Annotated in this window: 23 protein-coding genes and 1 pseudogene; 5 read left to right on the forward strand and 19 right to left on the reverse strand. The window is 63.3% G+C overall.

Annotated elements, in window-relative coordinates:
- Positions 1 to 77: 77 nt before the first annotated feature.
- Genes AC1DSF_RS18015 through AC1DSF_RS18040 form a run of 6 tightly spaced genes read right to left on the reverse strand, consistent with a single transcriptional unit; the run spans position 78 to position 5,021 of the window.
- The gene (locus AC1DSF_RS18015; RefSeq protein ID WP_478125808.1) at positions 78 to 686 is read right to left on the reverse strand and encodes a 3'-5' exonuclease; all 609 of its coding nucleotides are present in this window, start codon (positions 684 to 686) and stop codon (positions 78 to 80) included.
- Between the two features lie 12 nt (positions 687 to 698).
- A complete protein-coding gene (fghA, locus tag AC1DSF_RS18020; RefSeq protein ID WP_478125858.1) occupies positions 699 to 1,565 on the reverse strand; it encodes an S-formylglutathione hydrolase in 867 nt (288 codons plus the stop codon).
- Positions 1,562 to 2,473 (reverse strand): alpha/beta fold hydrolase, encoded by a 912-nt coding sequence (locus AC1DSF_RS18025; protein ID WP_478183190.1) that lies wholly within the window; start codon positions 2,471 to 2,473, stop codon positions 1,562 to 1,564. Before AC1DSF_RS18025 ends, fghA begins: the two co-directional genes overlap by 4 nt.
- A 19-nt stretch (positions 2,474 to 2,492) precedes the next feature.
- Positions 2,493 to 3,599, reverse strand: a complete 1,107-nt coding sequence (locus AC1DSF_RS18030) for an S-(hydroxymethyl)glutathione dehydrogenase/class III alcohol dehydrogenase (RefSeq protein ID WP_478183191.1) — start codon at positions 3,597 to 3,599, stop codon at positions 2,493 to 2,495.
- 43 nt (positions 3,600 to 3,642) lie between these two features.
- Positions 3,643 to 4,479: an amidohydrolase family protein gene (locus AC1DSF_RS18035; protein ID WP_478183192.1), complete on the reverse strand. Its 837-nt coding sequence runs from the start codon at positions 4,477 to 4,479 to the stop codon at positions 3,643 to 3,645.
- Positions 4,480 to 4,481: 2 nt separating this feature from the next.
- Complete coding sequence (locus AC1DSF_RS18040; RefSeq protein WP_478125811.1) at positions 4,482 to 5,021, reverse strand: RbsD/FucU family protein; 540 nt, start codon at positions 5,019 to 5,021, stop codon at positions 4,482 to 4,484.
- On the opposite strand from AC1DSF_RS18040, the gene aroQ reads away from it, so the two are divergent.
- Both aroQ and AC1DSF_RS18050 read left to right on the forward strand, forming a co-directional pair.
- Positions 5,020 to 5,475 carry a type II 3-dehydroquinate dehydratase gene (aroQ, locus tag AC1DSF_RS18045; RefSeq protein WP_478125812.1) on the forward strand — a complete coding sequence of 152 codons (456 nt, stop codon included), beginning with the start codon at positions 5,020 to 5,022 and terminating at the stop codon, positions 5,473 to 5,475. The two genes, AC1DSF_RS18040 and aroQ, sit on opposite strands and share 2 nt — an antisense overlap.
- The gene (locus AC1DSF_RS18050; RefSeq protein ID WP_478125813.1) at positions 5,475 to 6,110 is read left to right on the forward strand and encodes a DNA-3-methyladenine glycosylase I; all 636 of its coding nucleotides are present in this window, start codon (positions 5,475 to 5,477) and stop codon (positions 6,108 to 6,110) included. The genes aroQ and AC1DSF_RS18050 overlap by 1 nt, the downstream gene beginning before the upstream one ends.
- 9 nt (positions 6,111 to 6,119) lie before the next feature.
- On the opposite strand, the gene AC1DSF_RS18055 is transcribed toward AC1DSF_RS18050, so the two are convergent.
- From AC1DSF_RS18055 to AC1DSF_RS18075, 5 genes are all read right to left on the reverse strand, one after another.
- Entirely contained in the window at positions 6,120 to 7,748 is a 1,629-nt protein-coding gene (locus tag AC1DSF_RS18055; RefSeq protein ID WP_478125859.1) for a SpoVR family protein, read from the reverse strand.
- Positions 7,634 to 8,917, reverse strand: a complete 1,284-nt coding sequence (locus AC1DSF_RS18060) for a YeaH/YhbH family protein (RefSeq protein ID WP_478125860.1) — start codon at positions 8,915 to 8,917, stop codon at positions 7,634 to 7,636. The genes AC1DSF_RS18055 and AC1DSF_RS18060 overlap by 115 nt, the downstream gene beginning before the upstream one ends.
- Positions 8,918 to 8,946: 29 nt before the next feature.
- Entirely contained in the window at positions 8,947 to 10,869 is a 1,923-nt protein-coding gene (locus tag AC1DSF_RS18065) for a PrkA family serine protein kinase (protein WP_478125814.1), read from the reverse strand.
- A 518-nt stretch (positions 10,870 to 11,387) separates the two neighbouring features.
- Positions 11,388 to 12,359, reverse strand: a complete 972-nt coding sequence (locus tag AC1DSF_RS18070) for a tripartite tricarboxylate transporter substrate binding protein (protein WP_478125815.1) — start codon at positions 12,357 to 12,359, stop codon at positions 11,388 to 11,390.
- A gap of 27 nt (positions 12,360 to 12,386) precedes the next feature.
- Positions 12,387 to 13,259 carry a fumarylacetoacetate hydrolase family protein gene (locus tag AC1DSF_RS18075; RefSeq protein WP_478125816.1) on the reverse strand — a complete coding sequence of 291 codons (873 nt, stop codon included), beginning with the start codon at positions 13,257 to 13,259 and terminating at the stop codon, positions 12,387 to 12,389.
- Positions 13,260 to 13,283: 24 nt separating this feature from the next.
- On the opposite strand from AC1DSF_RS18075, the gene AC1DSF_RS18080 reads away from it, so the two are divergent.
- From AC1DSF_RS18080 to AC1DSF_RS18090, 3 genes are all read left to right on the forward strand, one after another.
- Positions 13,284 to 14,051 carry a FadR/GntR family transcriptional regulator gene (locus tag AC1DSF_RS18080; protein ID WP_478183193.1) on the forward strand — a complete coding sequence of 256 codons (768 nt, stop codon included), beginning with the start codon at positions 13,284 to 13,286 and terminating at the stop codon, positions 14,049 to 14,051.
- Between the two features lie 181 nt (positions 14,052 to 14,232).
- The gene (locus tag AC1DSF_RS18085; protein WP_478125818.1) at positions 14,233 to 15,228 is read left to right on the forward strand and encodes a tripartite tricarboxylate transporter substrate binding protein; all 996 of its coding nucleotides are present in this window, start codon (positions 14,233 to 14,235) and stop codon (positions 15,226 to 15,228) included.
- Complete coding sequence (locus AC1DSF_RS18090; RefSeq protein WP_478125819.1) at positions 15,225 to 15,929, forward strand: molybdate ABC transporter substrate-binding protein; 705 nt, start codon at positions 15,225 to 15,227, stop codon at positions 15,927 to 15,929. The genes AC1DSF_RS18085 and AC1DSF_RS18090 overlap by 4 nt, the downstream gene beginning before the upstream one ends.
- A gap of 279 nt (positions 15,930 to 16,208) precedes the next feature.
- On the opposite strand, the gene dnaJ is transcribed toward AC1DSF_RS18090, so the two are convergent.
- From dnaJ to garD, 8 genes and pseudogenes are all read right to left on the reverse strand, one after another.
- The gene (dnaJ, locus tag AC1DSF_RS18095) at positions 16,209 to 17,339 is read right to left on the reverse strand and encodes a molecular chaperone DnaJ (protein ID WP_478125820.1); all 1,131 of its coding nucleotides are present in this window, start codon (positions 17,337 to 17,339) and stop codon (positions 16,209 to 16,211) included.
- Positions 17,340 to 17,439: 100 nt separating this feature from the next.
- Positions 17,440 to 19,374 (reverse strand): molecular chaperone DnaK, encoded by a 1,935-nt coding sequence (gene dnaK / locus AC1DSF_RS18100; RefSeq protein WP_478125821.1) that lies wholly within the window; start codon positions 19,372 to 19,374, stop codon positions 17,440 to 17,442.
- Between the two features lie 103 nt (positions 19,375 to 19,477).
- Positions 19,478 to 20,053, reverse strand: coding sequence for a nucleotide exchange factor GrpE (gene grpE / locus AC1DSF_RS18105; RefSeq protein ID WP_478145031.1), 576 nt, complete (start codon positions 20,051 to 20,053; stop codon positions 19,478 to 19,480).
- 131 nt (positions 20,054 to 20,184) lie between these two features.
- Positions 20,185 to 20,535: an FKBP-type peptidyl-prolyl cis-trans isomerase gene (locus tag AC1DSF_RS18110; protein ID WP_478125823.1), complete on the reverse strand. Its 351-nt coding sequence runs from the start codon at positions 20,533 to 20,535 to the stop codon at positions 20,185 to 20,187.
- Positions 20,536 to 20,625: 90 nt separating this feature from the next.
- Complete coding sequence (locus AC1DSF_RS18115; RefSeq protein ID WP_478125824.1) at positions 20,626 to 20,973, reverse strand: winged helix-turn-helix transcriptional regulator; 348 nt, start codon at positions 20,971 to 20,973, stop codon at positions 20,626 to 20,628.
- 183 nt (positions 20,974 to 21,156) lie between these two features.
- Positions 21,157 to 22,005 carry an archaetidylserine decarboxylase gene (gene asd / locus AC1DSF_RS18120; protein WP_478125825.1) on the reverse strand — a complete coding sequence of 283 codons (849 nt, stop codon included), beginning with the start codon at positions 22,003 to 22,005 and terminating at the stop codon, positions 21,157 to 21,159.
- A 172-nt stretch (positions 22,006 to 22,177) separates the two neighbouring features.
- Positions 22,178 to 23,173: a Bug family tripartite tricarboxylate transporter substrate binding protein gene (locus AC1DSF_RS18125; protein ID WP_478125826.1), complete on the reverse strand. Its 996-nt coding sequence runs from the start codon at positions 23,171 to 23,173 to the stop codon at positions 22,178 to 22,180.
- A 95-nt stretch (positions 23,174 to 23,268) separates the two neighbouring features.
- Positions 23,269 to 23,446 (reverse strand): annotated as a pseudogene (gene garD / locus AC1DSF_RS18130) (galactarate dehydratase); the annotation flags it as partial.

A 23,446-nucleotide genomic window follows, 5' to 3' on the forward strand; every position in this document is an offset into this window, starting at 1 on the left:
AGAGATGACCTGCGCCATTGAGCCGGCGCAGCACCTTTACGTTCCCTCGGCTGGCTTGGCTGGCTCTCTGGCTTCGCTCAAGCGCCTTGGCGCAACCCGAGGGCATCGAACACGCGGATTGCCGCATAGGCGTCGTTGGCTGCATAGCGCAGCTGCGCATCGGTGAGCTGCCGGTTGGCCCAGTTCGAAGTGGTTGCCTTGCGCGACTTGACGAAGCGCTGATCGAAGACAAGCGCGATTGCGGTCTTCACGCCAATGGACTTGCGATAACCGCGGCGGCGGAATTCCGAATCGATGTCGAACACGGAACGAGGCTCGATGTCCAGCCGCTGACGGATCAGGCTCAAGTCGCTGGAGAGCCCGAAGCCGGCCTTCAGCAGATCCGCCGAGGCCAGCAACTCGCGGAGCACGCCATGCAGTTCGGTGCGGTGCAGCTGGAACAGCCATGCCTCGGACGGTGTCGCGAACTGCACGACGTGCGGCCCGCTGGAGACTTCGAACTTCGCGAAGGTCGGCTTCGATTCGGTGTCGAAGCCCACGACGCGACTGGCCAGGAGCGCGGTGGCCGCGGCTTCGGCGTCTTGCTGCGTGGCGACCACCCTGATGTCCCGAAGGCCAAGGCCTTCGAAGGGTTGAAGCAGCGCGATCTGCTCGCGTTCGGGTAGCGGGTGAAGGCTGTCGTTCATTCAGGAAGCCGCTCAGGCTCGCAGCAACTTGTCGTGGCGCGCGAGGTGCTCGGCGACAAAGCTCTGGATGAAGTAATAGCCGTGGTCATAGCCTTCATGGCGCCTCAGCGTGAGAGGCTGGCCGGCCGCGCGGCAGGCGGCCTCGAACACATGCGGATGCAACTGCTCGGCGAGAAACTTGTCGGCAAGCCCCTGGTCGATGAGGATGCCGCCGGGGAAGGGCGGCTCGGTCTGCGATTGCATCAGTGCCGATGCGTCATGGGCGAGCCACGCATCGCGATCCTCCCCGAGGTAGCCGCTGAACGCCTTTTCGCCCCACGGGCATTGGCTCGGTGCGCAGATCGGCGCAAACGCCGAAAGCGACTTGAATCGGCCGGGATGCCGCAACGCGAGCGTGAGCGCGCCGTGTCCGCCCATCGAGTGGCCGAAGATGCCGATGCGCTTCACATCGATGGGCAGCGCCTGCGTTGCCAGAGGCAGCAGCTCGTTCATCAGCCAGCTTTCAATGCGCCAGTGTTCGGCCCATGGAGCGGACGTCGCGTCGAGATAGAAACCGGCGCCGATGCCGAAGTCCCAACTCGAAGACGCGCCTTCGATGCCTTCTGCCTTCGGTCCTCTTGGGCTGGTGTCCGGTGCAATGAGAGCGAGCCCGAGTTCAGCGGCCACGCGCTGCGCGCCCGCCTTGACCATGAAGGTTTCCTCGTTGCAGGTCAGGCCGGCAAGATAGACAAGCGCCGGCACCGGACCGCGTTCCGCCTGCGGCGGCAGAAAAGTCGAGAACCGCATCGGCAGGCCGATCTCGCGGGACGGGTGTTCGTGAAAGCTTTGCACCCCGCCAAAGCAACGGTGTTCAGAGAGAGTCTTCAGGCTGTCGGTCATTTTTTGAGTGGGAGTGCGAGTTCGAGCAGCGCGTCGGCGAATATGCGCGGCGCTTCTTGCGGCATGTTGTGGCCGACGCCGGACACGACGCGGTGCGATCGAGAGCCCGTGAAGTGGCTCGCGTGCGCCGACGCATCGGCCGCAGCGCGAACGCCGTCGTCGGTGGCGTCGAAGGTGATGGTGGGCACGGCAATCGGCGGCTGCTTTGCCAGTCGGGCTTCGATGTCCGCGTATGCAGGATCTCCCGGCACCAGTCCGAAGCGATGGCGATACGAGTGGATCACGACCTCGACGAAGTCAGGATGATCAAACGCTGCCGCGCTGCGTTCGAAGGTTGCATCGTCGAACTGCCAGGTCGGCGACCAGAGCTTCCAGAGCAGCCGTGCGATGCCGCGCGGATCGCCCGCGAGTCCCGCGCGCCCACGCTCGCTGTGGAAGTAGTACTGGTACCAGAGCCTGTATTCGTTTTCCGCTGTGTCGGGCACCATGCCCTTCGCGATGTCCTGGATGTTGTAGCTGTTGAAGGAGACCAGTCCCGCGCAGCGTTCGGGCCACAGCGCGGCCACTACGCATGCCGCGCGGCCGCCCCAGTCGTAGCCTGCCAGTACGGCGCGCGGGATCCGCAGCGCATCGAGCAGCGCCAGCAAGTCCGCTCCCAGGGCGGCCTGCTCGCCCGAACGCGGGGTCGCATCGCTTGTGAATCGAGTGGCGCCATAGCCGCGCAGATACGGAACGATCACTCTGCAGCCCGCGTCGGCCAGCATCGGTGCGACATCCACATAGCTGTGGATGTCGTAGGGAAAGCTGTGCATGAGCAGCACCGGCGGGCCGTCAGCGGGGCCGGCCTCGAAACAGGCGACGTCGAGCGCACCGGCCCTGATTTGGTGCAGTGCCTCCATGCGCTTCATGGCCGTGCTCCTTGCCCGACTAGTAAAGAACGACTCCGCGAATCGATTCGCCGCGCTTCATCAGGTCGAAGCCCTTGTTGATGTCTTCCAGCGGCATGGTGTGCGTGATGAGATCGTCGATGTTGATCTTGTTTTCCATGTACCAGTCGACGATCTTCGGCACATCGGTGCGTCCGCGCGCCCCGCCGAAGGCCGAGCCTTCCCACTTGCGGCCGGTGACGAGTTGGAACGGCCGCGTACTGATCTCCGCGCCCGCTTCGGCCACGCCGATGATGATGCTTCGGCCCCAACCCTTGTGCGTGCATTCGAGCGCCTGGCGCATCACCTGCGTGTTGCCGATGCATTCAAAGCTGTAGTCGGCGCCCCCATCGGTGAGCTGCACGATGGCGTCCACCGCATTGGGCGTGTCCTTCGGGTTGATGAAATGCGTCATGCCGAACTTGCGTGCCATTGCCTCGCGCGCGGGGTTCAGGTCCACGCCGATGATCTTGTCGGCGCCAACCATCCTGGCGCCCTGGATCACGTTCAGGCCGATGCCGCCGAGACCGAAGACCACAACGTTCGAGCCCGCTTCGACCTTGGCCGTGAAGATCACCGCGCCGATGCCGGTGGTCACGCCGCACCCGATGTAGCAGACCTTGTCGAAGGGTGCGTCTTCGCGGATCTTGGCCAGCGAAATCTCGGGCGCCACCGTGTAGTTGCTGAAGGTGCTGGTGCCCATGTAGTGAAAGATGGGTTTGCCGTCGATGCTGAAGCGGCTGCTGCCGTCAGGCATCAGGCCCTTGCCCTGCGTGCCGCGGATGAGCTGGCACAGGTTGGTTTTGCGCGACAGGCAGAACTTGCACTGGCGGCATTCCGGCGTGTACAGCGGGATGACGTGGTCGCCCTTCTTGAGGGTGGTGACGCCGGGGCCGACGTCGACCACGATGCCTGCGCCCTCATGGCCGAGGATGGCGGGGAAGATGCCTTCCGGGTCAGCGCCGGAGAGCGTGTAGTAGTCGGTGTGGCAGATGCCCGTGGCCTTGATTTCGACCAGCACTTCGCCGAAGCGGGGGCCCTCGAGGTCGACGGTTTCGATGGTCAGGGGCGCGGCGGATTTCCACGCGACGGCGGCTTTGGTTTTCATGGCAAGACAGGAAAAGTGAAGATGCGGGGACGTCCCCGATGCGTCACTTTATGCCATAGAACTTCGCCGCATTCGCACCCAGGATCTGATCCTGTTCGGCAGGCGAAAGGGCGTCGAGCAATTCGAGCGTGGCCCCCATCCACGCTGGATAGCTGCCTGCGAGGTTCAACACCGGCCAATCGCTGCCCCACATCAGCCGCGAGGGGCCGAAATGCCGAAGCAGATGATCAACGTACGGGCGCAGTGTGACCGTGCCCCAGCCGGGTGCGGCCTCTGTAGCGAGGCCCGAAAGCTTGCAGAAAACGGGCGTGGACCGCGCGAATTCCGCCATGTCGCCGGCCCAAGACTCGAACTGGCCGTGTGCGATGTCCGGCTTGGCGGCATGGTCGATCACCATCGGCAACTCGGGATGGCGCTGCGCGAACGCCAATGCGGGTCCGATCTGGTGAGGCTTGATCAGGAGGTCCAGGCGCAAACCAAGCTCCGTCATCGTCTGGATCGCCGGTCCGAGGCGCGCGTCGAGAATCCATTGCGCATCAGGCAAGTCCTGCAGCATCGGACGCAATCCCTTGAACAAGGGCGCTTGCGCAAGTCGGCGGATGCGCTGGGGCGCGTCTGCCGCCGCAAGATCCGTCCAGCCTACGACTGCGCGCACACGGCTGGCCGGGTCAGCGGCCAGCGTCAGCAGGCGCCACGTTTCGGCCTCTGTCGGCGCCGCCTGCACCAGCACCGTGCCTTCGATGCCGGCCGCATCGAGGAAGGGTGCGAGATCGGCCGGGGCGAAATCTCGGTGGATCGGGTGCAGCGCAGGCGTGTCTTCCAGCCAGCCGTAGTCGCCAAAGGCCGGCGACCAATAGTGCTGGTGCGAATCGATGCGCATGGTCAAGCCTGGGCTTTTGCGCGTACGACGCCTTTTCGCAAAAGCACATTGCCGTACAGGCGCGTTTCCCCGGTCTGCACGATCGCGAAGGCTTCGCGGGCTCTGGCATAGAAACTTTCGCGAGGCAGCGATTCGGCGCTGAGCGCGCGGCCCTCCGCCTGTTCGGCCGCCGTCTGAAATTCGCGCACGATGTCCGGGACTTCGTCAGGTGACCCGACCACCGCCATGGTGGCGAGCGGCGCGTCGACAAAATCGTCGATCGGCAAAATGCTCAGCACGGCCTGAACCACCGGCACGGCGGCGCAGCCGTCCATGCGCACCAGCCTGCGCGCACAAGCCGCTGCCGGAAAATTGGCGTCGACGACGGCAATCTCGTCGCCATGGCCCATCGAGGCCAGCAGGTAAAGCAGGTCGGCGCCGAGCAGGGGGTCCAGTGTTTTCAGCATGGCGTGTTTTACCGCGGATCCAGAGGCCAGGGCCAGAGGTTCAGTAGCACTGGCACTGGTGGTAGAGCGCTGCGACACCTGATAAAAACGGGCCATGATAAAGATCCTCGTCCTCAATGGCCCCAATCTCAATCTGCTCGGAACGCGTGAGCCTGCGCAATACGGGCACGAAACTCTCGCGGATGTCGAGCGGATGTGCCAGGAAGCGGGGGCCAAGGTCGGTGTGGAGATCGAGTGCCGCCAGAGCAATCACGAAGGCATGCTCATCGACTGGATCCATGAAGCCGGTCGGGAGGTCGCCGCTGGCCGCATGCTCGGCGTGGTGATGAACCCGGGCGCCTACACACACACGTCCGTGGCGTTGCACGATGCGATCAAGGGGGCGAGCGTTCCGCTTGTCGAGCTTCATATCTCGAACGTGCATGCGCGGGAGGAATTCAGGCATCACTCATACATCTCGCCAGCCGCGCGCGGGATCATCGTCGGGTTCGGCGTGAAGGGCTATCCGCTCGCGATCGAAGCGCTGGTGCGCGTGAGCGCCGCCGCCTGATGAGCACGCAAGCAGGGCTCTTCGAGGCACCCGATGGCACCCTGCGCTGCCGCTGGTGCGAATCGACCCAGACTTACCAGGACTATCACGACAGCGAGTGGGGCTTTCCGGTCACGGACGATCGCCGGCTTTTCGAGAAGCTGTGCCTCGAGGGCTTTCAGGCGGGCTTGAGCTGGCTGACGATTCTCAACAAGCGCGAAGCCTTCAGGCGCGGCTTTGCGCAGTTCGATGCCGAGCGCGTGGCGCGCTTTGGCGCCAAGGACATCGAGCGCCTGCTGGCCGATGTTGGCATCGTGCGGCATCGCGGCAAGATCGAATCAACCATCAACAACGCCAAGCGCGTGATCGAACTGCGAGAGGAATTCGGCTCTCTCGCGGCCTACGCGTGGCGCTTTGAGCCGGATGTGGCGACGCGGCCGAAGCGCATCACGCATGACGCGCTGCGAGAGATGACCACATCCGCCGAGTCGATCGCGATGTCGAAAGACCTGAAGAAGCGCGGCTGGAGCTTCGTCGGCCCGACGACCGTCTATGCATTCATGCAGGCGATGGGCCTGGTCAACGATCACGTCGAAGGCTGCCATGCGCGCGAGTCGGCGTTGGCCGCCCGCGCCAAGCTGAAGCTTCCGCGCTGAGCAACTGCCTCAAGCCGCCTGCGGCCCCGACACTTTCCGGTGGCTGATCCGGCCTTGGCTGTCGACGCTTTCGAGGTGTACGTCGAAGCCCCACAGCCGCGCGACGTGCTTGAGCACCTCTTGCGAGTCGTCGTGCAGGGGACGGTTGTTGTGCTGCGTGTGGCGCAGCGTGAGAGAGCGGTCGCCGCGCAGGTTCACGCTCCAGACCTGGATGTTGGGCTCGCGATGGTTCAGGTCGTACTGGCGTGACAGCGATTCGCGCAATTGGCGGTAGCCGCTGTCGTCGTGGATGGCCGACACCTCGAGCTCGGATTCGCTTTCTTTGTCGCTGACCGCAAAAAAGCGGAAGTCCCGCATCAGCTTGGGCGACAGGAACTGCCCGATGAAGCTCTCGTCCTTGAAATTGCGCATCGCATAGTCGAGCGACGTCTGCCAGTCGGATCCAGCGATGTCCGGGAACCAGCGCTTGTCTTCTTCGGTCGGCTTCTCGCAGATGCGCCGCAGATCGGTGTACATCGCGAAACCGAGCGCATAAGGGTTGATGCCGCTGTAAGCCCGATGGCCGATCGGCGGCTGAAAGACAACGTTGGTGTGCGACTGCAGCCACTCCATCATGAAACCGTCCGCCAGCAGGCCTTCGTCATAGAGCGTGTTGAGCAGCGTGTAGTGCCAGAAGGTTGCCCAGCCCTCGTTCATGACCTGCGTCTGCCGCTGCGGATAAAAGTACTGCCCGATCTTGCGCACGATACGCACCACTTCGCGTTGCCAAGGCTCCAACAATGGTGCGTTTTTCTCGATGAAGTAGAGAAGGTTTTCCTGCGGCTCTGCCGGGAAGCGCTTGGCTGCTTCTTCTTCCTCGGCGGTGCGGCCGGCGCGTTTGGGCAGCGTGCGCCAGAGGTCATTCACCTGTTGCTGGAGGTGATGCTCGCGTTCCTCGCGGCGTGCCTGTTCCTGGCTGAGGGACAGCCGTTGAGGACGGCGATAGCGGTCGACCCCGTGATTCATCAGCGCATGGCAGGAGTCGATCAGGTCTTCGACCGCCGACACCCCATGGCGCTCCTCGCATTCGCTGATGTAGTGCCGCGCGTAGACGAGATAGTCGATGATCGAGGACGCGTCCGTCCACATCTTGAAGAGATAGTTGCCCTTGAAGAAGCTGTTGTGGCCGTAGGCGGCATGGGCGATCACCAGCGACTGCATCGCCATGGTGTTCTCTTCCATCAGATAGGCGATGCACGGATCGGAGTTGATGACGATCTCGTAGGCCAGTCCCATGTGGCCGCGGCGATAGTTCTTCTCGGTCGAGATGAACTGCTTGCCGTATGACCAGTGGCGATAGATGACCGGCATGCCCACTGAGGCATAGGCGTCCATCATCTGCTCGGCGGTGATGATCTCGAGCTGGTTGGGGTAGGTGTCCAGCTTGTAGCCGCGCGCCACCCGGGCGATCTCGCCGTGGTATTGCTCTATCAGCTCGAAAGTCCAGTCCGAAGGACTGGGCAAGGGCGTTCGTGTCTTTTCGTTCACGCCGGTCCTCTTTCTTTCTTGAACAACTCGCGGAACACCGGATAGATGTCCTGCGCGTCGGAAACCTTGCGCATCGCGAAGTTCTTGTGCGAGTCGATCAGCTGGCTGTATTCCTCCCACATGTTCTGTTCGGCTTCGGCAACCTGCACATAGGCGTAGTAGCGCACCAGCGGCAACAGGTGTTCGCTCAGGAGTTCGCGGCAACGGCCGCTGTCCTGGTGCCAGTTGTCGCCGTCACTGGCCTGCGCACCGTAGATGTTCCATTCGCTGCTCGGATAGCGCGCCCGAACGATGTCGAGCATCAGCGTCAGTGCGCTCGAAACGACTGTGCCGCCCGTCTCCGTCGCGTGGAAGAACTCTTCTTCGGTGACTTCGGCAGCCTGTGTGTGGTGGCGGATGAAGACCAGGTCGATCTTCTCGTAGTGCCGCGTCAGGAACATGTACAGCAGCATGAAGAAGCGCTTGGACATGTCCTTGCGCGACTCGTCCATTGAACCCGAGACGTCCATCAGGCAGAACATCACCGCCTTGGCGGAAGGAACCGGCACCCGCACGCGATTGCGATAGCGCAGGTCGATCGGATCGAGGAAAGGCACGTGCTTGGCCTTGCTGCGCAACTCTTCGAGCTTGGCTTCGGTTTCGCGGATTTCACGCTGCACGAGGGCATCGGCGACACGGGGGCTGCGCTGCAGATGAAGCAGGTGCGCTTCGAGTTCGCGGATCTCGCGCCGGGAGTCGCCGCCGAGCGCGATGCGTCGCGCCAGCGCGCCACGCATCGAGCGCACGACATGCAGGTTGCTCGGGTTGCCGTCGCTTACGAAGCCAGCCCGATGGCTCTTCCACTCGGGGACTTCGGCCAGCTGCGTGCGAACCAGATGGGGCAGGGCGAGGTCTTCGAAGAAGACCCGCATGAACTCTTCCTTTGTCAGGCGGAAGACGAAATCGTCCTCGCCGCCTTCGCCGTCACCGGCCTGCGAGCCGCTGCCAGAGCCGCCGCCGCCCTGCGGCCGTTCGATGCGATCGCCCTTGACGTACTCCTTGTTGCCCGGATGCACATATTCACGGTCGCCGCCCTGGCCGTGACCGAACACAGGCTCCGACACATCGCGCTTGGGGAGCGTGATGTCCTCGCCCTGCTCGAGATCGCGGATGCCGCGGCCGCTGACCGCGCGCCGCACGGCTTCGCCGATCTGCTCGCGATAGCGCCGCAGGAAACGCTCGCGGTTGCCGATGGACTTGTTCTTGCCTGACAACCGACGGTCGATGATCTGCTGCAGCATTGCCACGCCAGACCTCCTTCTTCAACTCATCATGAACTCTTGCGTACGCGCAAATACCATTCGCACAGCAGACGCACCTGCTTGGCGGTGTAGCCCTTCTGCACCATGCGATTGACGAAATCCTCGTGCTTCTTGAGCTCGTCGGCGCTGCTCTTGGCATTGAAGCTGATGACCGGCAGAAGCTCTTCGGTGTTCGAGAACATCTTCTTCTCGATCACCGTGCGGAGCTTTTCATAGCTGGTCCACAGCGGGTTCTTGCCTGCATTGCCGGCGCGCGCGCGCAGCACGAAGTTGACGATTTCGTTTCGGAAGTCCTTGGGATTGCTGATGCCCGCGGGCTTTTCGATCTTTTCCAGTTCTGCGTTGAGCGATCCACGGTCGAAGACTTCTCCCGTGTCCTGGTCGCGGTACTCCTGGTCCTGGATCCAGTAGTCGGCGTAGGTGACGTAACGGTCGAAGATGTTCTGGCCGTACTCCGAGTAGCTTTCGAGGTACGCCGTCTGGATCTCCTTGCCGATGAACTCCGCATAGCGCGGCGCCATCAGCTCCTTGATGTACGACAGGTACTTCTGCTCGGTCTCGGGCGCGAACTGCTCGCGCTCGATTTGTTGTTCGAGCACATACATCAGGTGCACCGGATTCGCCGCGACCTCGCTGCTGTCGAAGTTGAAGACCTTCGAGATGATCTTGAACGCGAAGCGTGTCGAGACACCGCTCATGCCTTCGTCGACACCCGCGTAGTCGCGGTACTCCTGAATGGACTTGGCCTTGGGGTCGGTGTCCTTCAGGTTGTCGCCGTCGTAGACCTGCATCTTGCTGAAGATGCTGGAGTTCTCGGGCTCCTTCAGGCGCGTGAGCACCGAGAACTGCGCCATCATGCGTAGCGTTCCAGGCGCGCAGGGCGCATGCGCCAGTGATGAGTTGCGCACCAGCTTCTCATAGATCTTGATCTCTTCGGACACACGCAGGCAGTACGGCACCTTGACGATGTAGATCCGATCGAGAAACGCTTCATTGTTCTTGTTGTTGCGGAAGGCCTTCCACTCGCTCTCGTTGCTGTGCGCGAGCACGATGCCGTCGAACGGAATGGCGCCGAAGCCTTCAGTGCCCTTGAAGTTGCCTTCCTGGGTGGCCGTCAACAGCGGATGCAGCACCTTGATGGGCGCCTTGAACATCTCGACGAATTCGAGCAGGCCCTGGTTGGCGAGGCAGAGGCCGCCGGAGTAGGCGTAGGCGTCAGGATCGTCCTGCGCGTAGTCCTCCAGCTTGCGGATGTCGATCTTGCCGACCAGCGACGAGATGTCCTGGTTGTTCTCATCGCCAGGCTCGGTCTTGGCGACCGCGATCTGCCGCAGCACCGAGGGGTAGCGCTTGACCACCTGGAACTTGCGGATGTCCCCGCCGTACTCTTCGAGCCGCTTCACCGCCCATGGCGACAGAATGCGTTGCAGGTAGCGGCGCGGGATGCCGTATTCCTTCTCGAGGATCTCGCCGTCTTCCGACGCATCGAAGAGACCGAGCGGCGATTCATTCACCGGCGAGCCCTTGATGGAGTAGAAGGGCACGTGTTCCATGAGCTGCTTGAGACGCTCCGCGATGGAACTCTTGCCGCCGCCCACGGGGCCAAGCAGATAGAGGATCTGCTTTTTTTCCTCGAGGCCCTGCGCGCCGTGCCGGAAGTACGACACCACCTGTTCGATGGCATCTTCCATGCCGTAGAACTCGCGGAACGCAGGGTAGATCTTGATCACCTTGTTCGCGAAGATTCGCGACAGGCGAGGGTCGTTTCGAGTGTCCACCAGTTCGGGCTCGCCGATGGCTTCGAGCATGCGCTCGGCCGCGGTGGCGTACGCCATGGGCTCCCGCTTGCAGACCTCAAGATATTCCTGCAGGGACAGGACCTCTTCGCGCGTACGCTCGTAACGAGCGGCGAAGTTACTGATGACATCCATAGACACCTCCATCGAGTCAGCGGGGCGCTGCCCGGAGTCTCCGTGCTGCACACGTTGCATCGTTCGCAGGAATGGTGCCAGGTGATGTGTGCACGCTTTGGATTAACTCCTCAAGCAGGAACTCGCTCAAAGCATAGAACAAAGAACGCGTCCAGCAAATTGCTTTTCGGATAAGAACCACAACGAAGTTGGAAAGTTCAGAGTAAAAGTTGCACGAACCTCGATCAATCGCAATTTCCAAGTCCGCATGACGCGCATGGCGGACCTCCCGCACGAGATGCACAAGATGCTCACGCGTCCACACCAGCGTAACCTGTCCGGTTTCGTCGCGTGCGGCTGTCGGTGCTTTCCATATATCTTGAAGATCTATTTCTATGGGTTTGCAACGCTTGAGCCGTGCTGCCGGCTTACGAATAAACACTGAAGAGGTGAGAATCTCGCATCGGTATTCACAAGATGGCCGGCGCACAACAAAAAGGCGGCCATTGGGCCGCCTTTTTTCGCCGATTTTCGAAGGGTCATTCGACCTTGCCGATCTTTCGCACAGCCTCTGTCATGGCGCTTGCATCCGCATTCCAGTAGGTCTGGAACTCTGGCGCATCCAGATAGGCGATCGGACTTCCCGCCTTTTCGATCACTTGCGCGACGGCAGGGTCCGCTGCAACCTTTGCAGATGCGGCCCTGAGCTTGCGAACGATGTCTTCGGGCGTTCCCGCAGGAACGAAGAGCCCCGACCACTGCGCGAACTTCACCTTGTAGCCGGACTGTAAAAGGCTCGGCACATCCGGAAGCGCCGCCAGCGGCTGATCGCCCCAATGCGCGAGCGCGCGCAGTCTGCCGCCCTTGATCTGCTGCACCACCGTGGACGGTCCGCTCGCGACCGCATCGACCTGGCCTCCGAGAAGCGCAACGACCGCCGGACCCGCTCCGGTGTAAGGAATGTGCGTCATGCGAAATCCTGCGGCGTTCTTCAGCATTTCCATCGGCACATGCATGGTGCCGTAGTTGCCGGAGCTCCCGTAGTTGTAGGCACCGGGCTTGGCGCGTGCGTCCGCGACAAAGTCGGCGAGCGTCTTCCATGGCGCATCCGCGCGCACGACCAGTACGGTCGGATCGGCGGTAAAGCGCGCGATCGGCTTGAACTGGCTCATCTGGTAAGCGGGCTTGCGGTCCAGGATGACGTCGGCTTCCGGAAGGATGGAGATGGAGGACAGGCTCATCAGCACTGTGTAACCGTCCGCCGGTGCTCGCGCGACGTAGCCGATGCCGACCGCGCCACCGGCGCCGGCCCTGTTCTCGACGATGACCGGCTGCTTGAGCTCGCGTGACAAGGCTTCGGCAACTGGCCGCGCCACGGTATCGGCGACGCCGCCGGGCGGAAAGGGCACGATCATCGTGATCGGTTTTTCAGGCCATGAGCCTTGCGCGAGTGCGCTCGCAGCAGCGGTGATCAGCGCGGCGCCCAGCAGCGCACGTCGTGAGGGGTGCATGTTTGTTGTCTCCGTTGTGTCGGGTAATCACACGAACCGGTTCTCGAGCACGCCCAGCCCGTCGATCTCGATGCGAACGACGTCGCCCGGCTTGAGGTACTGCGGCGGCGTCAGACCCATGCCGACTCCGGCGGGGGTGCCGGTCGCGATCATGTCCCCCGCGTGCAGCGTGATGCCGCGGGAGCAGGTTTCGATCAGCGTGGGAATGTCGAAGATGAGATCGGTGGTCTGGCCGTCCTGCCGCGGCTCGCCGTTGACCCAGCAGCGCACCCGGGTACGCGTGCCATCAAGCTCGTCGGCAGTCACGATCCAGGGCCCCATCGGGCAGAAGGTGTCGAAGGACTTGCCCAGGTCCCACTGCTGGTGCCGCATTTGCACGTCGCGCGCCGTGACGTCGTTGACGATGGTGTAGCCGAACACATGCGACATCGCGTCGGCCCGCGAAATGTTGCGGCCGCTTTTGCCGATCACCACCGCCAGTTCCGCTTCGTAGTCGATCTGCGCCGAAATGGCCTCGCCGGGCAATTGCACCGGGTCGTCGGGCCCGACGACGCACTCGGGCACCTTGGTAAAGACGATGGGCCACGCATCGACGCTGGCCGCACTGTTCTTGAACACCGAGCCCGACAACTCCTTTGCATGCGCGTGGTAGTTGCGGCCGACGCAGAAGATGTTCCGGCGCGGCAGCGGGATCGGCGCTTCCAGCTTGACGTCACCCAGAGCCATGGGGCTGCCCGCAGTCGGCAGCGCGGATGCGCCAGAAGCGTGTGCTTCGATGAGGGGCAACGCCCCGCGAAGGGCCGCGGCGGGGTCGAGTTGAAGCGGCGTGACGGTCAGTCGATCGTCCGAGACAAGGCCGACGTGCCTGCGGTCTTGATATTGATAGGTTGCAATGCGCACAATGATCTCCTCTATGGCGACCAAATGCTACCAATCGGATACCAAGTCCACAATAGAGCCCAGCCCGCGTCCGGACCGCCAGGGTCGGCGCGCTCTCTTCATTTCAATCCACCTGCGATCGTGCACAGTGCCCTGAACTTGCGGGAAGCCATCCTCGAAAACCTGAAGTCGCGCGCGTGGCGGGCCGGCCATCGCTTGCCGACGGAACGGGAGTTGAGCAGCCAATATGGGCTCAGCCGGTCGACCGTTCGCCGCGTGCTCGCGGACCTGAAGGGCAGGGGGTTGATCACTCAGACGGTCGGGAGCGGCACCTACGTGAGCGACGAAGTGGGCCGCGCGCTCGCCGACATCAGCAGTGGCGAGTCGCCGCTGGCAACCAGTCCGGCCGAGCTGATGAGCGCCCGACTGGTGCTCGAACCCGCCATCATCGCCATGGTGATCGGCAACGCGACCACTGCAGACTTCGAAAGAATGGAAAACTGCTGCGAGCGAGGCGAGGCCGCCGCCACCATCGAGGAGTTCGAATTGTGGGACGGCAAGCTGCATGAGGCGATCGCTGATGCCGCTCACAACGCGTTCATTTCCACTGTCTTCCAACGCATGAACGAAGTCCGTGCGCAGAGCGAATGGGGCATGCTGAAGCGGCGCAGCGCAACGCCCGAACGCCGGCTCGCCTACCAGCGCGAGCATCGCGACCTTGTGGCGGCGTTGAAGGATCGCGACGGTGCGCGAGCGAGCGAACTCTGCCTCGGCCACCTAGTTCATGTGCGGAAAAACTTGCTCGGCTATTGACGGTGCGTGGCGCACCGTAACGCTGGGACAGCGAGCCTGCGCGCCATTGGACTAGCGGAAACCCGCCCTCGCGTTGACCCGGTCCGAGCCCGCCGGTATATTGGCCTGGATTGGCGTGGAGGCATACCAATTCATACCAATTGACTGAGCCTCCCGGGCCGGGGCGCTCCTGGAGACAATCGTGAACACACTATGGAGTCGATGTCTGCGCCTCGCGCCGCACTGCTGGGCTGCAGCCTTGATTGCGTCGGCCCCGTTCGTGGCGGCCAATGCGCAGGACTATCCGTCGCATCCGGTGCGGATCATCGTGCCGTTTGCCGCCGGCGGACCGGCCGACGTCTACGCACGAATTGTTGCGGTGCGCCTGCAGGAGGCCCTCGGGCAAGGGTTCGTGGTCGACAACCGGCCGGGCGCGGGATCGGTCATCGGCACCGAGGCTGCGGCAAAGAGCCCGCCGGATGGTTACACGCTGCTCCTGATGTCGAACGCGCATACGGTCAACGAATCGCTCATCCCGAACAAGCCTTATCAGTTGATGCGCGACTTTGTCCCGGTGACGCCCATCAACTCGTCGGATCTCGTGCTGGTCACTCGCAGCGGGTTGCCGGTCAACAACCTGGGCGAGTTGATCGCGTTGGCAAAGGCCAAGCCCGGCGCGCTGACCTATGCGTCTTCCGGCCCCGGCACGCCTTATCACCTGGCGGGCGAACTCTTCAAGGCCATGGCAGGGGTGTCGATCCTCCACATCCCCTATAGGGGCAGCGCCGGTGCGCGCACTGACGTGCTGGGCGGCCAGGTGGACATGATGTTCGACGCCGTACCGACCATGACCGAGCATGTGCGCGGCGGCCGCGTGAAGGCGATCGCAACCACCGGCCTCACGCGTTCGGCCGTCATGCCCGACGTGCCGACCGTGGACGAAGCCGGCGTGCCCAAATACGAAGCGACGATCTGGCTGGGCCTGATGGCGCCCAAAGGTACGCCCGCCGCCGTCGTCGACCGCCTGAACGCCGAGGTCCAGAAAATCGCGTCGAACCCCGACGTGATTCGGGCCTGGAAAGCGCAAGGCGCGACACCCATGCAGATGAACGTCGCCGATTTCACGCGATATATGAATCAGGACATCGCGAAATGGGCGCGGGTCGTCAAGGTGTCGGGCGCAAAGGCGGACCAATGAACATCCTGTGTGCGGGGGCGGCCCAGGGGCTGGTGAGGGCGCTGCAAGGCGTGTTCCTGGAACTCACCGGCGCCAAGGTCGAGGGCCGTTTCGGCGCGGTCGGCGCCATGAAGGAAGCGCTGCTTGCCGGAGAGCCTTGCGACGTGATGATCGCCACGGCCGCCATGGTTGCCGATCTGCAGGCCGAGCGTCGGCTGGTGCAAGACTCGGAAGCTGCGCTAGGGCGCGTTCGCACCGGCATCGCCGTCCGACAGGGCGAGCCGTTGCCGCAAGTCGGCTCGCCCGAGGCGCTGAAAGCCAGTTTGCTGACCGCGAAGGCGATCTATTTTCCGGATGCATTGCGCTCGACCGCCGGCATCCATTTCGCGGCGGTTCTTGGGAAGCTCGGGATCGCCGAGACAGTAGCGTCGCGCCTGCGCACGTTTCCCAACGGCGCCACAGCCATGAAAGAACTCGCCTCCCACGTCGGGCCGGGCGCCATCGGTTGCACCCAGATCACCGAAATCAACTACACGCCGGGCGTCGCACTCGTGGGGCCTCTGCCGGATGCCTTTGAATTGGCCACCGTCTACACGGCCGCAGTCAGCGCGAAGGCGCAGCAGCCCGAACTTGCACGGCGTTTCGTGGACTTGATCGCAGGCCCCCGGTCGCGCTGCCTTCGCGCGCAGGGCGGCTTCGAATTCACCGCACCCGGCCCCTAGCGGACGGGAACTTTTCATGATCCAACCGACGGAGAAAAGCGCATGACGATTCTGCAAACGCTGAGCCGGCTGGCTGTCGGCGCCCGCAACTGGTTGGCCAGATCGCGCTGGCTACCGCCAACCCGGCGAAGCGTTAATGTTCTAACCAGCCCAAGCCCTCTCCAGCCCCGCCTTTCGTGAAACACCGCGGAACTGGCTTCGCCAGGCCGCCGGTGTTGCCCCCGGTCAGGGGGTAGGCGAAGCGACACGAAGTGCGCGCAGCCTGGGGGCGAGCAACACCTAACTAAAGAATTCTTTCGCCTTGTCGAACCACCCCTTGTCGGTGGGGCTGTGCTTCTCGCCACCCTTCTTGAGCGACTCGTCGAGTTCCTTCAGCAATTTGCGCTGGTGCTCCGTGAGCTTGACCGGCGTTTCGACGCGCACATGGCAATACAGGTCGCCCGGGTAGCTCGACCGCACGCCCTTGATGCCCTTGCCGCGCAGGCGGAACTGCTTGCCGCTCTGGGTCCCGTCGGGAATGTCGATCGCGGCCGGCCCCTTGAGCGTCGGGACGCTGATTTCGCCGCCAAGCGCCGCCGTCGTGATGCTGACCGGCACGACGCAGTGAAGATCGTCACCGTCGCGCTCGAACAACTCATGCTTCTTGAGGCGTATCTCTATATAGAGATCGCCCGGCGGCCCGCCATTGGTCCCGGGCTCGCCGTTGCCGGTGCTGCGAATCCGCATGCCGTCGTCGATGCCGGCCGGGATCTTCACTTCCAGCGTCTTGTTGTTCTTGATCTTTCCCTGGCCATGACAGGTCGTGCACGGTTCCGGAATGATCTTGCCGGACCCATGGCAGGTCGGGCAGGTCTGCTGCACGCTGAAGAAGCCCTGGCGCATCTGCACCGCGCCTTGGCCGTGGCAGGTCGTGCAAGTGATCGGCTTGGTGCCCGGCTTGGCGCCGGTGCCCTTGCAGGTGCCGCAATCGTCCCAGGTGGGAATGCGGATCTGGGCGTCCTTGCCGTCGGCCGCTTCCTCGAGCGTGACTTCCATCGCGTAGCTCAGGTCGCTGCCGCGATACACCTGCCGCCCGCCCTGGCGACCGGCGCGCTGCCCGAAGACGTCCCCGAAGATGTCGCCGAACGCTTCAGCGAAGCCGCCGAACCCTTCCGCACCCGGGCCGCCGCGCATGTTGGGGTCGACACCCGCGTGGCCGTACTGGTCGTACGCGGCGCGCTTTTGCGGATCCGACAGCATTTCGTAAGCTTCCTTGACCTCCTTGAACTTGATCTCGGCGTCCTTGGAGTCCCCGTGGTTGCGGTCGGGGTGGTGCTTCATCGCAAGCTTGCGATAAGCCTTCTTGATTTCCTCTTCGCTGGCGTTCTTGGGAACGCCGAGGGTTTCGTAGTAGTCGCGTTTGGTGGCCATGGTCGAGGTCGGGCGGAGTCGTCTTCAGGAAGCAGGGTCAGGAAGCGGAAAAGGCTGGACCACCTTGCAGCGGGTCCAGCCTTGGTTCAGGGCATGCAGATCAGCCCTTCTTGACTTCCTTGACTTCGGCGTCGACCACGTTGTCGTCCGCCGGAGCACTTGCAGCTTCCGGGTTGGCGCCGGCCGCGCCGCCTGCGGCGCCGGCCGCAGCCTGCGCGTCGGCGTACATCTTCTCGCCGAGCTTCTGGCTGGCGGTCATCAGCGTGTTGGTCTTGTCCTCGATCGCGGACTTGTCTTCACCCTTGAGGGCTTCCTCGACGTCCTTGATCGCGGCTTCGATCTTTTCCTTCTCGCCGGCTTCCAGGCTCGCGCCGTGTTCGCCGAGCGACTTCTTCACGCTGTGGACCATGGCTTCGCCCTGATTGCGGGCCTGCGCCAGTTCGACCTTCTTCTTGTCCTCTGCCGCGTTCAGTTCGGCATCCTTCACCATCTTCTGGATCTCGTCTTCCGACAGGCCCGAGTTGGCCTTGATGGTGATCTTGTTTTCCTTGCCGGTGCCCTTGTCCTTGGCGCCGACGTGCAGGATGCCGTTGGCGTCGATGTCGAAGCTGACTTCGATCTGCGGCGTGCCGCGCGATGCCGGCGGAATGCCTTCGAGGTTGAATTCGCCGAGCAGCTTGTTGCCCGAAGCGACTTCGCGCTCGCCCTGGAACACCTTGATCGTCACCGCCGGCTGGTTGTCCTCGGCCGTGGAGAAGGTCTGCGCGAACTTGGTCGGGATCGTGGTGTTCTTCGTGATCATCTTGGTCATCACGCCGCCCATCGTCTCGATGCCGAGCGACAGCGGGGTCACGTCCAGCAGCAGCACGTCCTTGCGGTCGCCCGAGAGCACCTGGCCCTGGATGGCAGCGCCGACGGCGACGGCTTCATCGGGATTCACGTCCTTGCGCGGGTCCTTGCCGAAGAACTCCTTGACCTTGTCCTGCACCTTCGGCATGCGGGTCATGCCGCCGACCAGGATGACATCGCTGATCTCGGTCACGCTCACACCGGCATCCTTGATGGCGGTGCGGCAGGGCGCAATGGTGCGCTCAATCAGTTCGTCGACCAGGCTTTCGAGCTTGGCGCGGGTCAGCTTGATGTTCAGGTGCTTCGGACCCGATGCATCGGCCGTGATGTAGGGCAGGTTGATGTCGGTCGCTGCGCTGTTCGACAGTTCGATCTTGGCCTTTTCGGCGGCTTCCTTCAGGCGCTGCAGTGCGAGAACGTCCTTGCTCAGATCGACGCCCTGGTCCTTCTTGAACTCGGAAATGATGTAGTCGATGATGCGCTGGTCGAAGTCTTCACCGCCCAGGAAGGTGTCGCCGTTGGTCGACAGCACTTCGAACTGCTTTTCGCCGTCGACGTCCGCGATCTCGATGATGGAGATGTCGAAGGTGCCGCCGCCGAGGTCATACACGGCGATCTTGCGGTCGGCCTTGTCTTGCTTGTCCAGGCCGAAGGCCAGTGCTGCCGCCGTCGGCTCGTTGATGATGCGCTTGACGTCCAGGCCCGCGATGCGGCCGGCGTCCTTGGTGGCTTGGCGCTGGCTGTCGTTGAAGTAGGCCGGCACGGTGATCACCGCTTCGGTCACGGTTTCGCCGAGATAGTCTTCGGCGGTCTTCTTCATCTTGCGCAGGATTTCGGCGCTGATCTGCTGGGGAGCGAGCTTCTTGCCGCGCACTTCGACCCAGGCGTCGCCGTTGTCGGCCTTGGTGATGCTGTAGGGCATCAGGTCGATGTCCTTCTGGACTTCTTTTTCCTCGAACTTGCGTCCGATCAGTCGCTTGACGGCGTAAATCGTGTTCTTGGGGTTGGTGACCGCCTGACGCTTGGCCGAGGCGCCGACCAGCACTTCGCCGTCTTCCTGGTAGGCCACGATCGAAGGCGTCGTACGGGCGCCTTCAGAGTTCTCGATCACACGCGTGACGTTGCCTTCCATGATCGACACGCACGAATTCGTGGTGCCGAGGTCGATGCCGATGATTTTGGCCATGTTGTTGCTCCTGGGATCTGAAATAAGGTTGTTGTGAACTTGTGGATAACCGGGTGCGATTCAAGGGATGAAACGGGGTTTTCCTGTGGGTTTCTTGTGGGTTTCAGCTCGGGCTGCTGACGGTCACGAGCGCGGGGCGAAGGATGCGGTCGGCGATCGTGTAGCCCTTTTGCAGGACGCCCACGACGGTGTTGGGCGCTTGTCCCGCAGCGGGCACAACTGAAATCGCCTGGTGCAGGTGCGGGTCGAACTTGCTTCCGGCGGGCGGCGCGATTTCAATGACCTTGTTGCGCTCGAGCGCGCTCTTGAGTTGCCGCAGCGTGGCTTCGGTGCCTTCGCGCAGATGCTCGATCGTCGCCTCCTGCACCGCGAGACCGGCTTCGAGGCTATCCAGCACAGGCAGAAGACTTTCCGCAAATCCTTCGATCGCGAACTTGCGGCCCTTGCTGACTTCTTCGTCGGCGCGGCGGCGAGCGTTCTGCACGTCGGCTTGCGCGCGCAGGACCTGGTCGGTCAGCTCTGCGTTCTTTGCCTTGAGCGCGGCGACTTCGGCCTGGGCGGCTTGGGCGGCGTCCAGCGCGTCGGCTTCGTTGGCGGCTTGCGCGGCTTCCAACTCTTCGGGGCTGGGCTCGCCTTGCAGGATTTCAGGATTCGATGGGGGGTTTTGCGGGTCTGACATGCTCATAAAAGCCGGCGGCCAGGCCGGGAATCAACGAAAACGATGGATAGGCAGGCATCTTGGGCCTGCCGCAGGGGTTTTCAAGGCAAAAAAATGCGCCGTGAGGCGCATTTTGAGGAGCCCGGATCGGCTCAGTGCGCGTCGAGCAACTCGACGTCGAACTTCAGCGTCGCGTTCGGCGGGATGACGCCGCCGGCACCGCGGGCGCCATAGCCTAGGGCGGCCGGAATGATCAAGGTGCGCTTGCCGCCGATCTTCATGCCGGCGACGCCTTCGTCCCAGCCCTTGATGACCTGCCCGGCGCCGAGCGAGAAGGCAAACGGGTCGTTGCGGTCACGGCTGGAGTCGAACTTGGCGCCCTGCACGCCGTCGTTGAAGAGCCAGCCGGTGTAGTGCACGTGTACGTGGTGGCCAGCCTTTGCTTCGGCGCCGTCGCCGACGGTGGTGTCTTCGTACTGGAGGCCAGAGGGAGTGGTGGGCATGGTGCGCTCCTTGGGAATGTGGAAGGAAACCGCGCAGTTTAACGAGCCCGGGCCAGCCGCTTGCCAGGGCCCGAAGAAGGGCGCGTTGGCTCAGGGCGTGGAGGGCGGCGTTTTCTTGACTTGCCCCTGCTGCTGACCCTGCTGCCGCCCCTGCTGCCACTTGCCGGCAAAGGCTTGAAGGTCGGAAAGGCGCTTGAGCAGATCCTGTCCGCTGAGGGTCAGGCTGTAGCCCTCGCTTCCGTGATTGACGAGGCCCGCTTCGCGGAGCTCCTTGATGCGGGTGTTGAGCGTGTTGGGTGTGATGCTGCCGACGCTGTCCTGCAAAAGCCGGAAGGTTTGCGCATGTCCGTCCCGAAGAGCCCAGAGGACGCGCAGCGCGTAGCGAGCTTCCAGTAGCGCGAGCAATTGGCTGACGGCTGCGTTTTCCTTGCTGCTCATCGACTTCATCTCCTCGGGGAGCGGCGGGCTGATGTCCGCCTGTTTTTCTTGTGACGGGTACGTGACCACCCGAAATGGCCGGCGACTATAGCCCGAAAGGTAGGCTGCTACAAGTTTTATAGCTGTCGGTGCAAGCCTGCTGCGGGCTGTAGCCCTTTGGCTACACCGCGTGGCTGGATTGGCCTAGTCGGCGTAGTTCGCCATGGCCTCGCCGAGGCGCACCGGCCGCGCCGGCGCCCAGGCCGGGTTGAACACCACCGGCGGCGCCGGAAACAGCATCACGACCGTCGAGCCAAGCAGGAAGCGGCCCATTTCCTCGCCTTGCCCAAGCGTGATCTGCTTGTCGGCGTAGTGCCATTCGCGCACTTCCCCGCCGCGCGGCGGATTGACGACGCCATGCCATACCGTCGCCATGCTGCCGACGATGGTTGCGCCGACCAGCACCAGCACGAACGGGCCGCGTGCCGTCTCAAAGACGCAAACCACACGCTCGTTGCGCGCGAAGAGGCCGGGCACGCCGCGCGCGGTGGTCGGATTCACGGAGAAAAGGTCGCCGGGCACGTGGATCATGCGCAGCAGGCGGCCGTCGCATGGCATGTGGATGCGGTGGTAATCCCTGGGGCTCAGGTACAGCGTCGAAAAACTGCCGTGCGCGAATTGCGCGGCGAGTGTGGCGTCGCCGCCGACCAGCGTGGTCGTCGAGTACCTGTGGCCCTTTGCCTGGAAGATCTGGTCGCCCTGGATCGCGCCAAACTGGCTGATGGCGCCATCGACGGGGGACACCAGATCTGCCTGTGCAATCCGGCGCGCGCCGGGCTTCAGGGCACGCGTGAAGAAGGCGTTGAAGCTCGGGTAGCTGGCGATGTCGCTGTCGAGGGCTTCGCCCATGTCGACGCCGTATTTGGCGACGAAGCGCCGGATGATCCAGGTCGTCACGGCGCCGCGCTCCTTGCCGGCAACCCATCCGGCGAAAGAGGTCAGCGCTTGCTTGGGGAGCAGGTACTGCGGAAGGACGGCAAAGCGATCGGACAAGGCTGCGTTTTCGACAAGGGGATCGACGATTCTATAGACCGCTCAGGCCGACGCCGGGCCGCTCCAAGCGACGGAGCGTGGGGGCCTCAGGCCGACGCCGGGCCGCCCCAAGGCGGCCTGCGGCCCCCTCGGGGGGCAGCGAGTACACGAAGTGACGGAGCGTGGGGCCAGCTCATTCCGCCTTGATGTTCGCGGCCTTGATCACCTGCGCCCACTTCTCGACCTCGGCCTTCTGGAAGGCAGCAATCTGCGCGGTCGTCATGTCGGCCGGCTCCATGCCGAAGCTCTTGAGCTTTTCCTGCATGTCGGGCTGCGCGAGGATCTTGCGGATCTCGTTGTGCAGGCGGTCGACGATCGGTGCGGGTGTGCCGGCGGGCACGAAGATCGCCTGCCACGACACGACTTCAAAATCCGCGAGTCCGGGCACGCCCGACTCTGCCACCGTGGGCACATCCGGCATCGAAGGCAGCCGCTTGGCGGAAGTCACGGCGATGGCGCGCAGCTTGCCGCTCTGGATGTGCGGACCGGCGACCACCGTGGTGTCGAACATCATGTCGACCTGTCCGCCGATCACGTCCTGGATGGCCGGGCCGCTTCCCTTGTACGGGATGTGCGTGAACTTGACGCCGGACTTGTAGGCCAGCAGTTCGAGCGCCAGATGCTGCGAGGTGCCCGTGCCGGCCGAAGCCGACGACAAGCCGCCTGGCTTGGCCTTGCTGGCCGCAAGCACGTCTTTCAGCGTCTTGTATGGACTGGCCTGGTTGACGACCAGCACCACCGGGTTGGTGCCGATCAGCGTGACCGGGGTGAACGACTTGATCGGGTCGTAGCCGATCCGTGGATAGAGGCTCACGTTGATCGCGTGCGAACTGATCGTGCCGCCCAGCAGCATGTAGCCGTCGGGCGCGGCCCGGGAGGCCACCTCGGAGCCGACGCTGCCGCCGGCGCCGCCCTTGTTGTCGACGATGACATTGGTGCCGAGCGCCGGTCCCAGCTTCTGGGCGATCAGGCGGCCGAGCACGTCGGTCGTGCCGCCCGCGGGGAAAGGTACGAGATAGGTGATGGCCTTTCCCGTCGGCCACTGGCCTTCTGCGAAGGCGGGCAGTTGCGCAAGGACTCCGCCGAGCGAAGCGAGAGTGGCGGTTTGGATGAGGGTGCGACGTCGCATGATTTGTCTCCGGGGTTGGAATGCCGCGCTTGTGATTGTTGGAGGTCGCGGAACTTGGTTGCGTGGTGTTGCTGTGATCTTGCTGTGGACTTGGTTCAGGTCACCGGCGCCGGGTTGAAAAGCACGAGCGCGTTGTGCAGCTTCCACTGCTCCGCCCAGGTCTTCTTGCGGCCGCTGGCGACGTCCAGCATCAGCCTGAACATCTCCCAGCCGACGTCGGCGATGGTCTTCTCTCCGGTGGCGATGGTTCCGGCATTGATGTCCATCAAGTCG

The sequence above is a fragment of the Variovorax sp. 01N429 genome (assembly GCF_056399425.1).

Excerpts from the sequence above, each read along its gene's own strand:
- AC1DSF_RS18015 (WP_478125808.1), bottom strand. The coding sequence starts at position 686 with ATGAACGACAGCCTTCACCCGCTACCCGAACGCGAGCAGATCGCGCTG.
- fghA (WP_478125858.1), bottom strand. The coding sequence starts at position 1,565 with ATGACCGACAGCCTGAAGACTCTCTCTGAACACCGTTGCTTTGGCGGG.
- AC1DSF_RS18025 (WP_478183190.1), bottom strand. The coding sequence starts at position 2,473 with ATGAAGCGCATGGAGGCACTGCACCAAATCAGGGCCGGTGCGCTCGAC.
- AC1DSF_RS18030 (WP_478183191.1), bottom strand. The coding sequence starts at position 3,599 with ATGAAAACCAAAGCCGCCGTCGCGTGGAAATCCGCCGCGCCCCTGACC.
- AC1DSF_RS18035 (WP_478183192.1), bottom strand. The coding sequence starts at position 4,479 with ATGCGCATCGATTCGCACCAGCACTATTGGTCGCCGGCCTTTGGCGAC.
- aroQ (WP_478125812.1), top strand. The coding sequence starts at position 5,020 with ATGATAAAGATCCTCGTCCTCAATGGCCCCAATCTCAATCTGCTCGGA.
- AC1DSF_RS18040 (WP_478125811.1), bottom strand. The coding sequence starts at position 5,021 with ATGGCCCGTTTTTATCAGGTGTCGCAGCGCTCTACCACCAGTGCCAGT.
- AC1DSF_RS18050 (WP_478125813.1), top strand. The coding sequence starts at position 5,475 with ATGAGCACGCAAGCAGGGCTCTTCGAGGCACCCGATGGCACCCTGCGC.
- AC1DSF_RS18060 (WP_478125860.1), bottom strand. The coding sequence starts at position 8,917 with ATGCTGCAGCAGATCATCGACCGTCGGTTGTCAGGCAAGAACAAGTCC.
- AC1DSF_RS18065 (WP_478125814.1), bottom strand. The coding sequence starts at position 10,869 with ATGGATGTCATCAGTAACTTCGCCGCTCGTTACGAGCGTACGCGCGAA.
- AC1DSF_RS18070 (WP_478125815.1), bottom strand. The coding sequence starts at position 12,359 with ATGCACCCCTCACGACGTGCGCTGCTGGGCGCCGCGCTGATCACCGCT.
- AC1DSF_RS18080 (WP_478183193.1), top strand. The coding sequence starts at position 13,284 with ATGCTACCAATCGGATACCAAGTCCACAATAGAGCCCAGCCCGCGTCC.
- AC1DSF_RS18090 (WP_478125819.1), top strand. The coding sequence starts at position 15,225 with ATGAACATCCTGTGTGCGGGGGCGGCCCAGGGGCTGGTGAGGGCGCTG.
- dnaJ (WP_478125820.1), bottom strand. The coding sequence starts at position 17,339 with ATGGCCACCAAACGCGACTACTACGAAACCCTCGGCGTTCCCAAGAAC.
- dnaK (WP_478125821.1), bottom strand. The coding sequence starts at position 19,374 with ATGGCCAAAATCATCGGCATCGACCTCGGCACCACGAATTCGTGCGTG.
- grpE (WP_478145031.1), bottom strand. The coding sequence starts at position 20,053 with ATGTCAGACCCGCAAAACCCCCCATCGAATCCTGAAATCCTGCAAGGC.
- AC1DSF_RS18110 (WP_478125823.1), bottom strand. The coding sequence starts at position 20,535 with ATGCCCACCACTCCCTCTGGCCTCCAGTACGAAGACACCACCGTCGGC.
- AC1DSF_RS18115 (WP_478125824.1), bottom strand. The coding sequence starts at position 20,973 with ATGAGCAGCAAGGAAAACGCAGCCGTCAGCCAATTGCTCGCGCTACTG.
- AC1DSF_RS18125 (WP_478125826.1), bottom strand. The coding sequence starts at position 23,173 with ATGCGACGTCGCACCCTCATCCAAACCGCCACTCTCGCTTCGCTCGGC.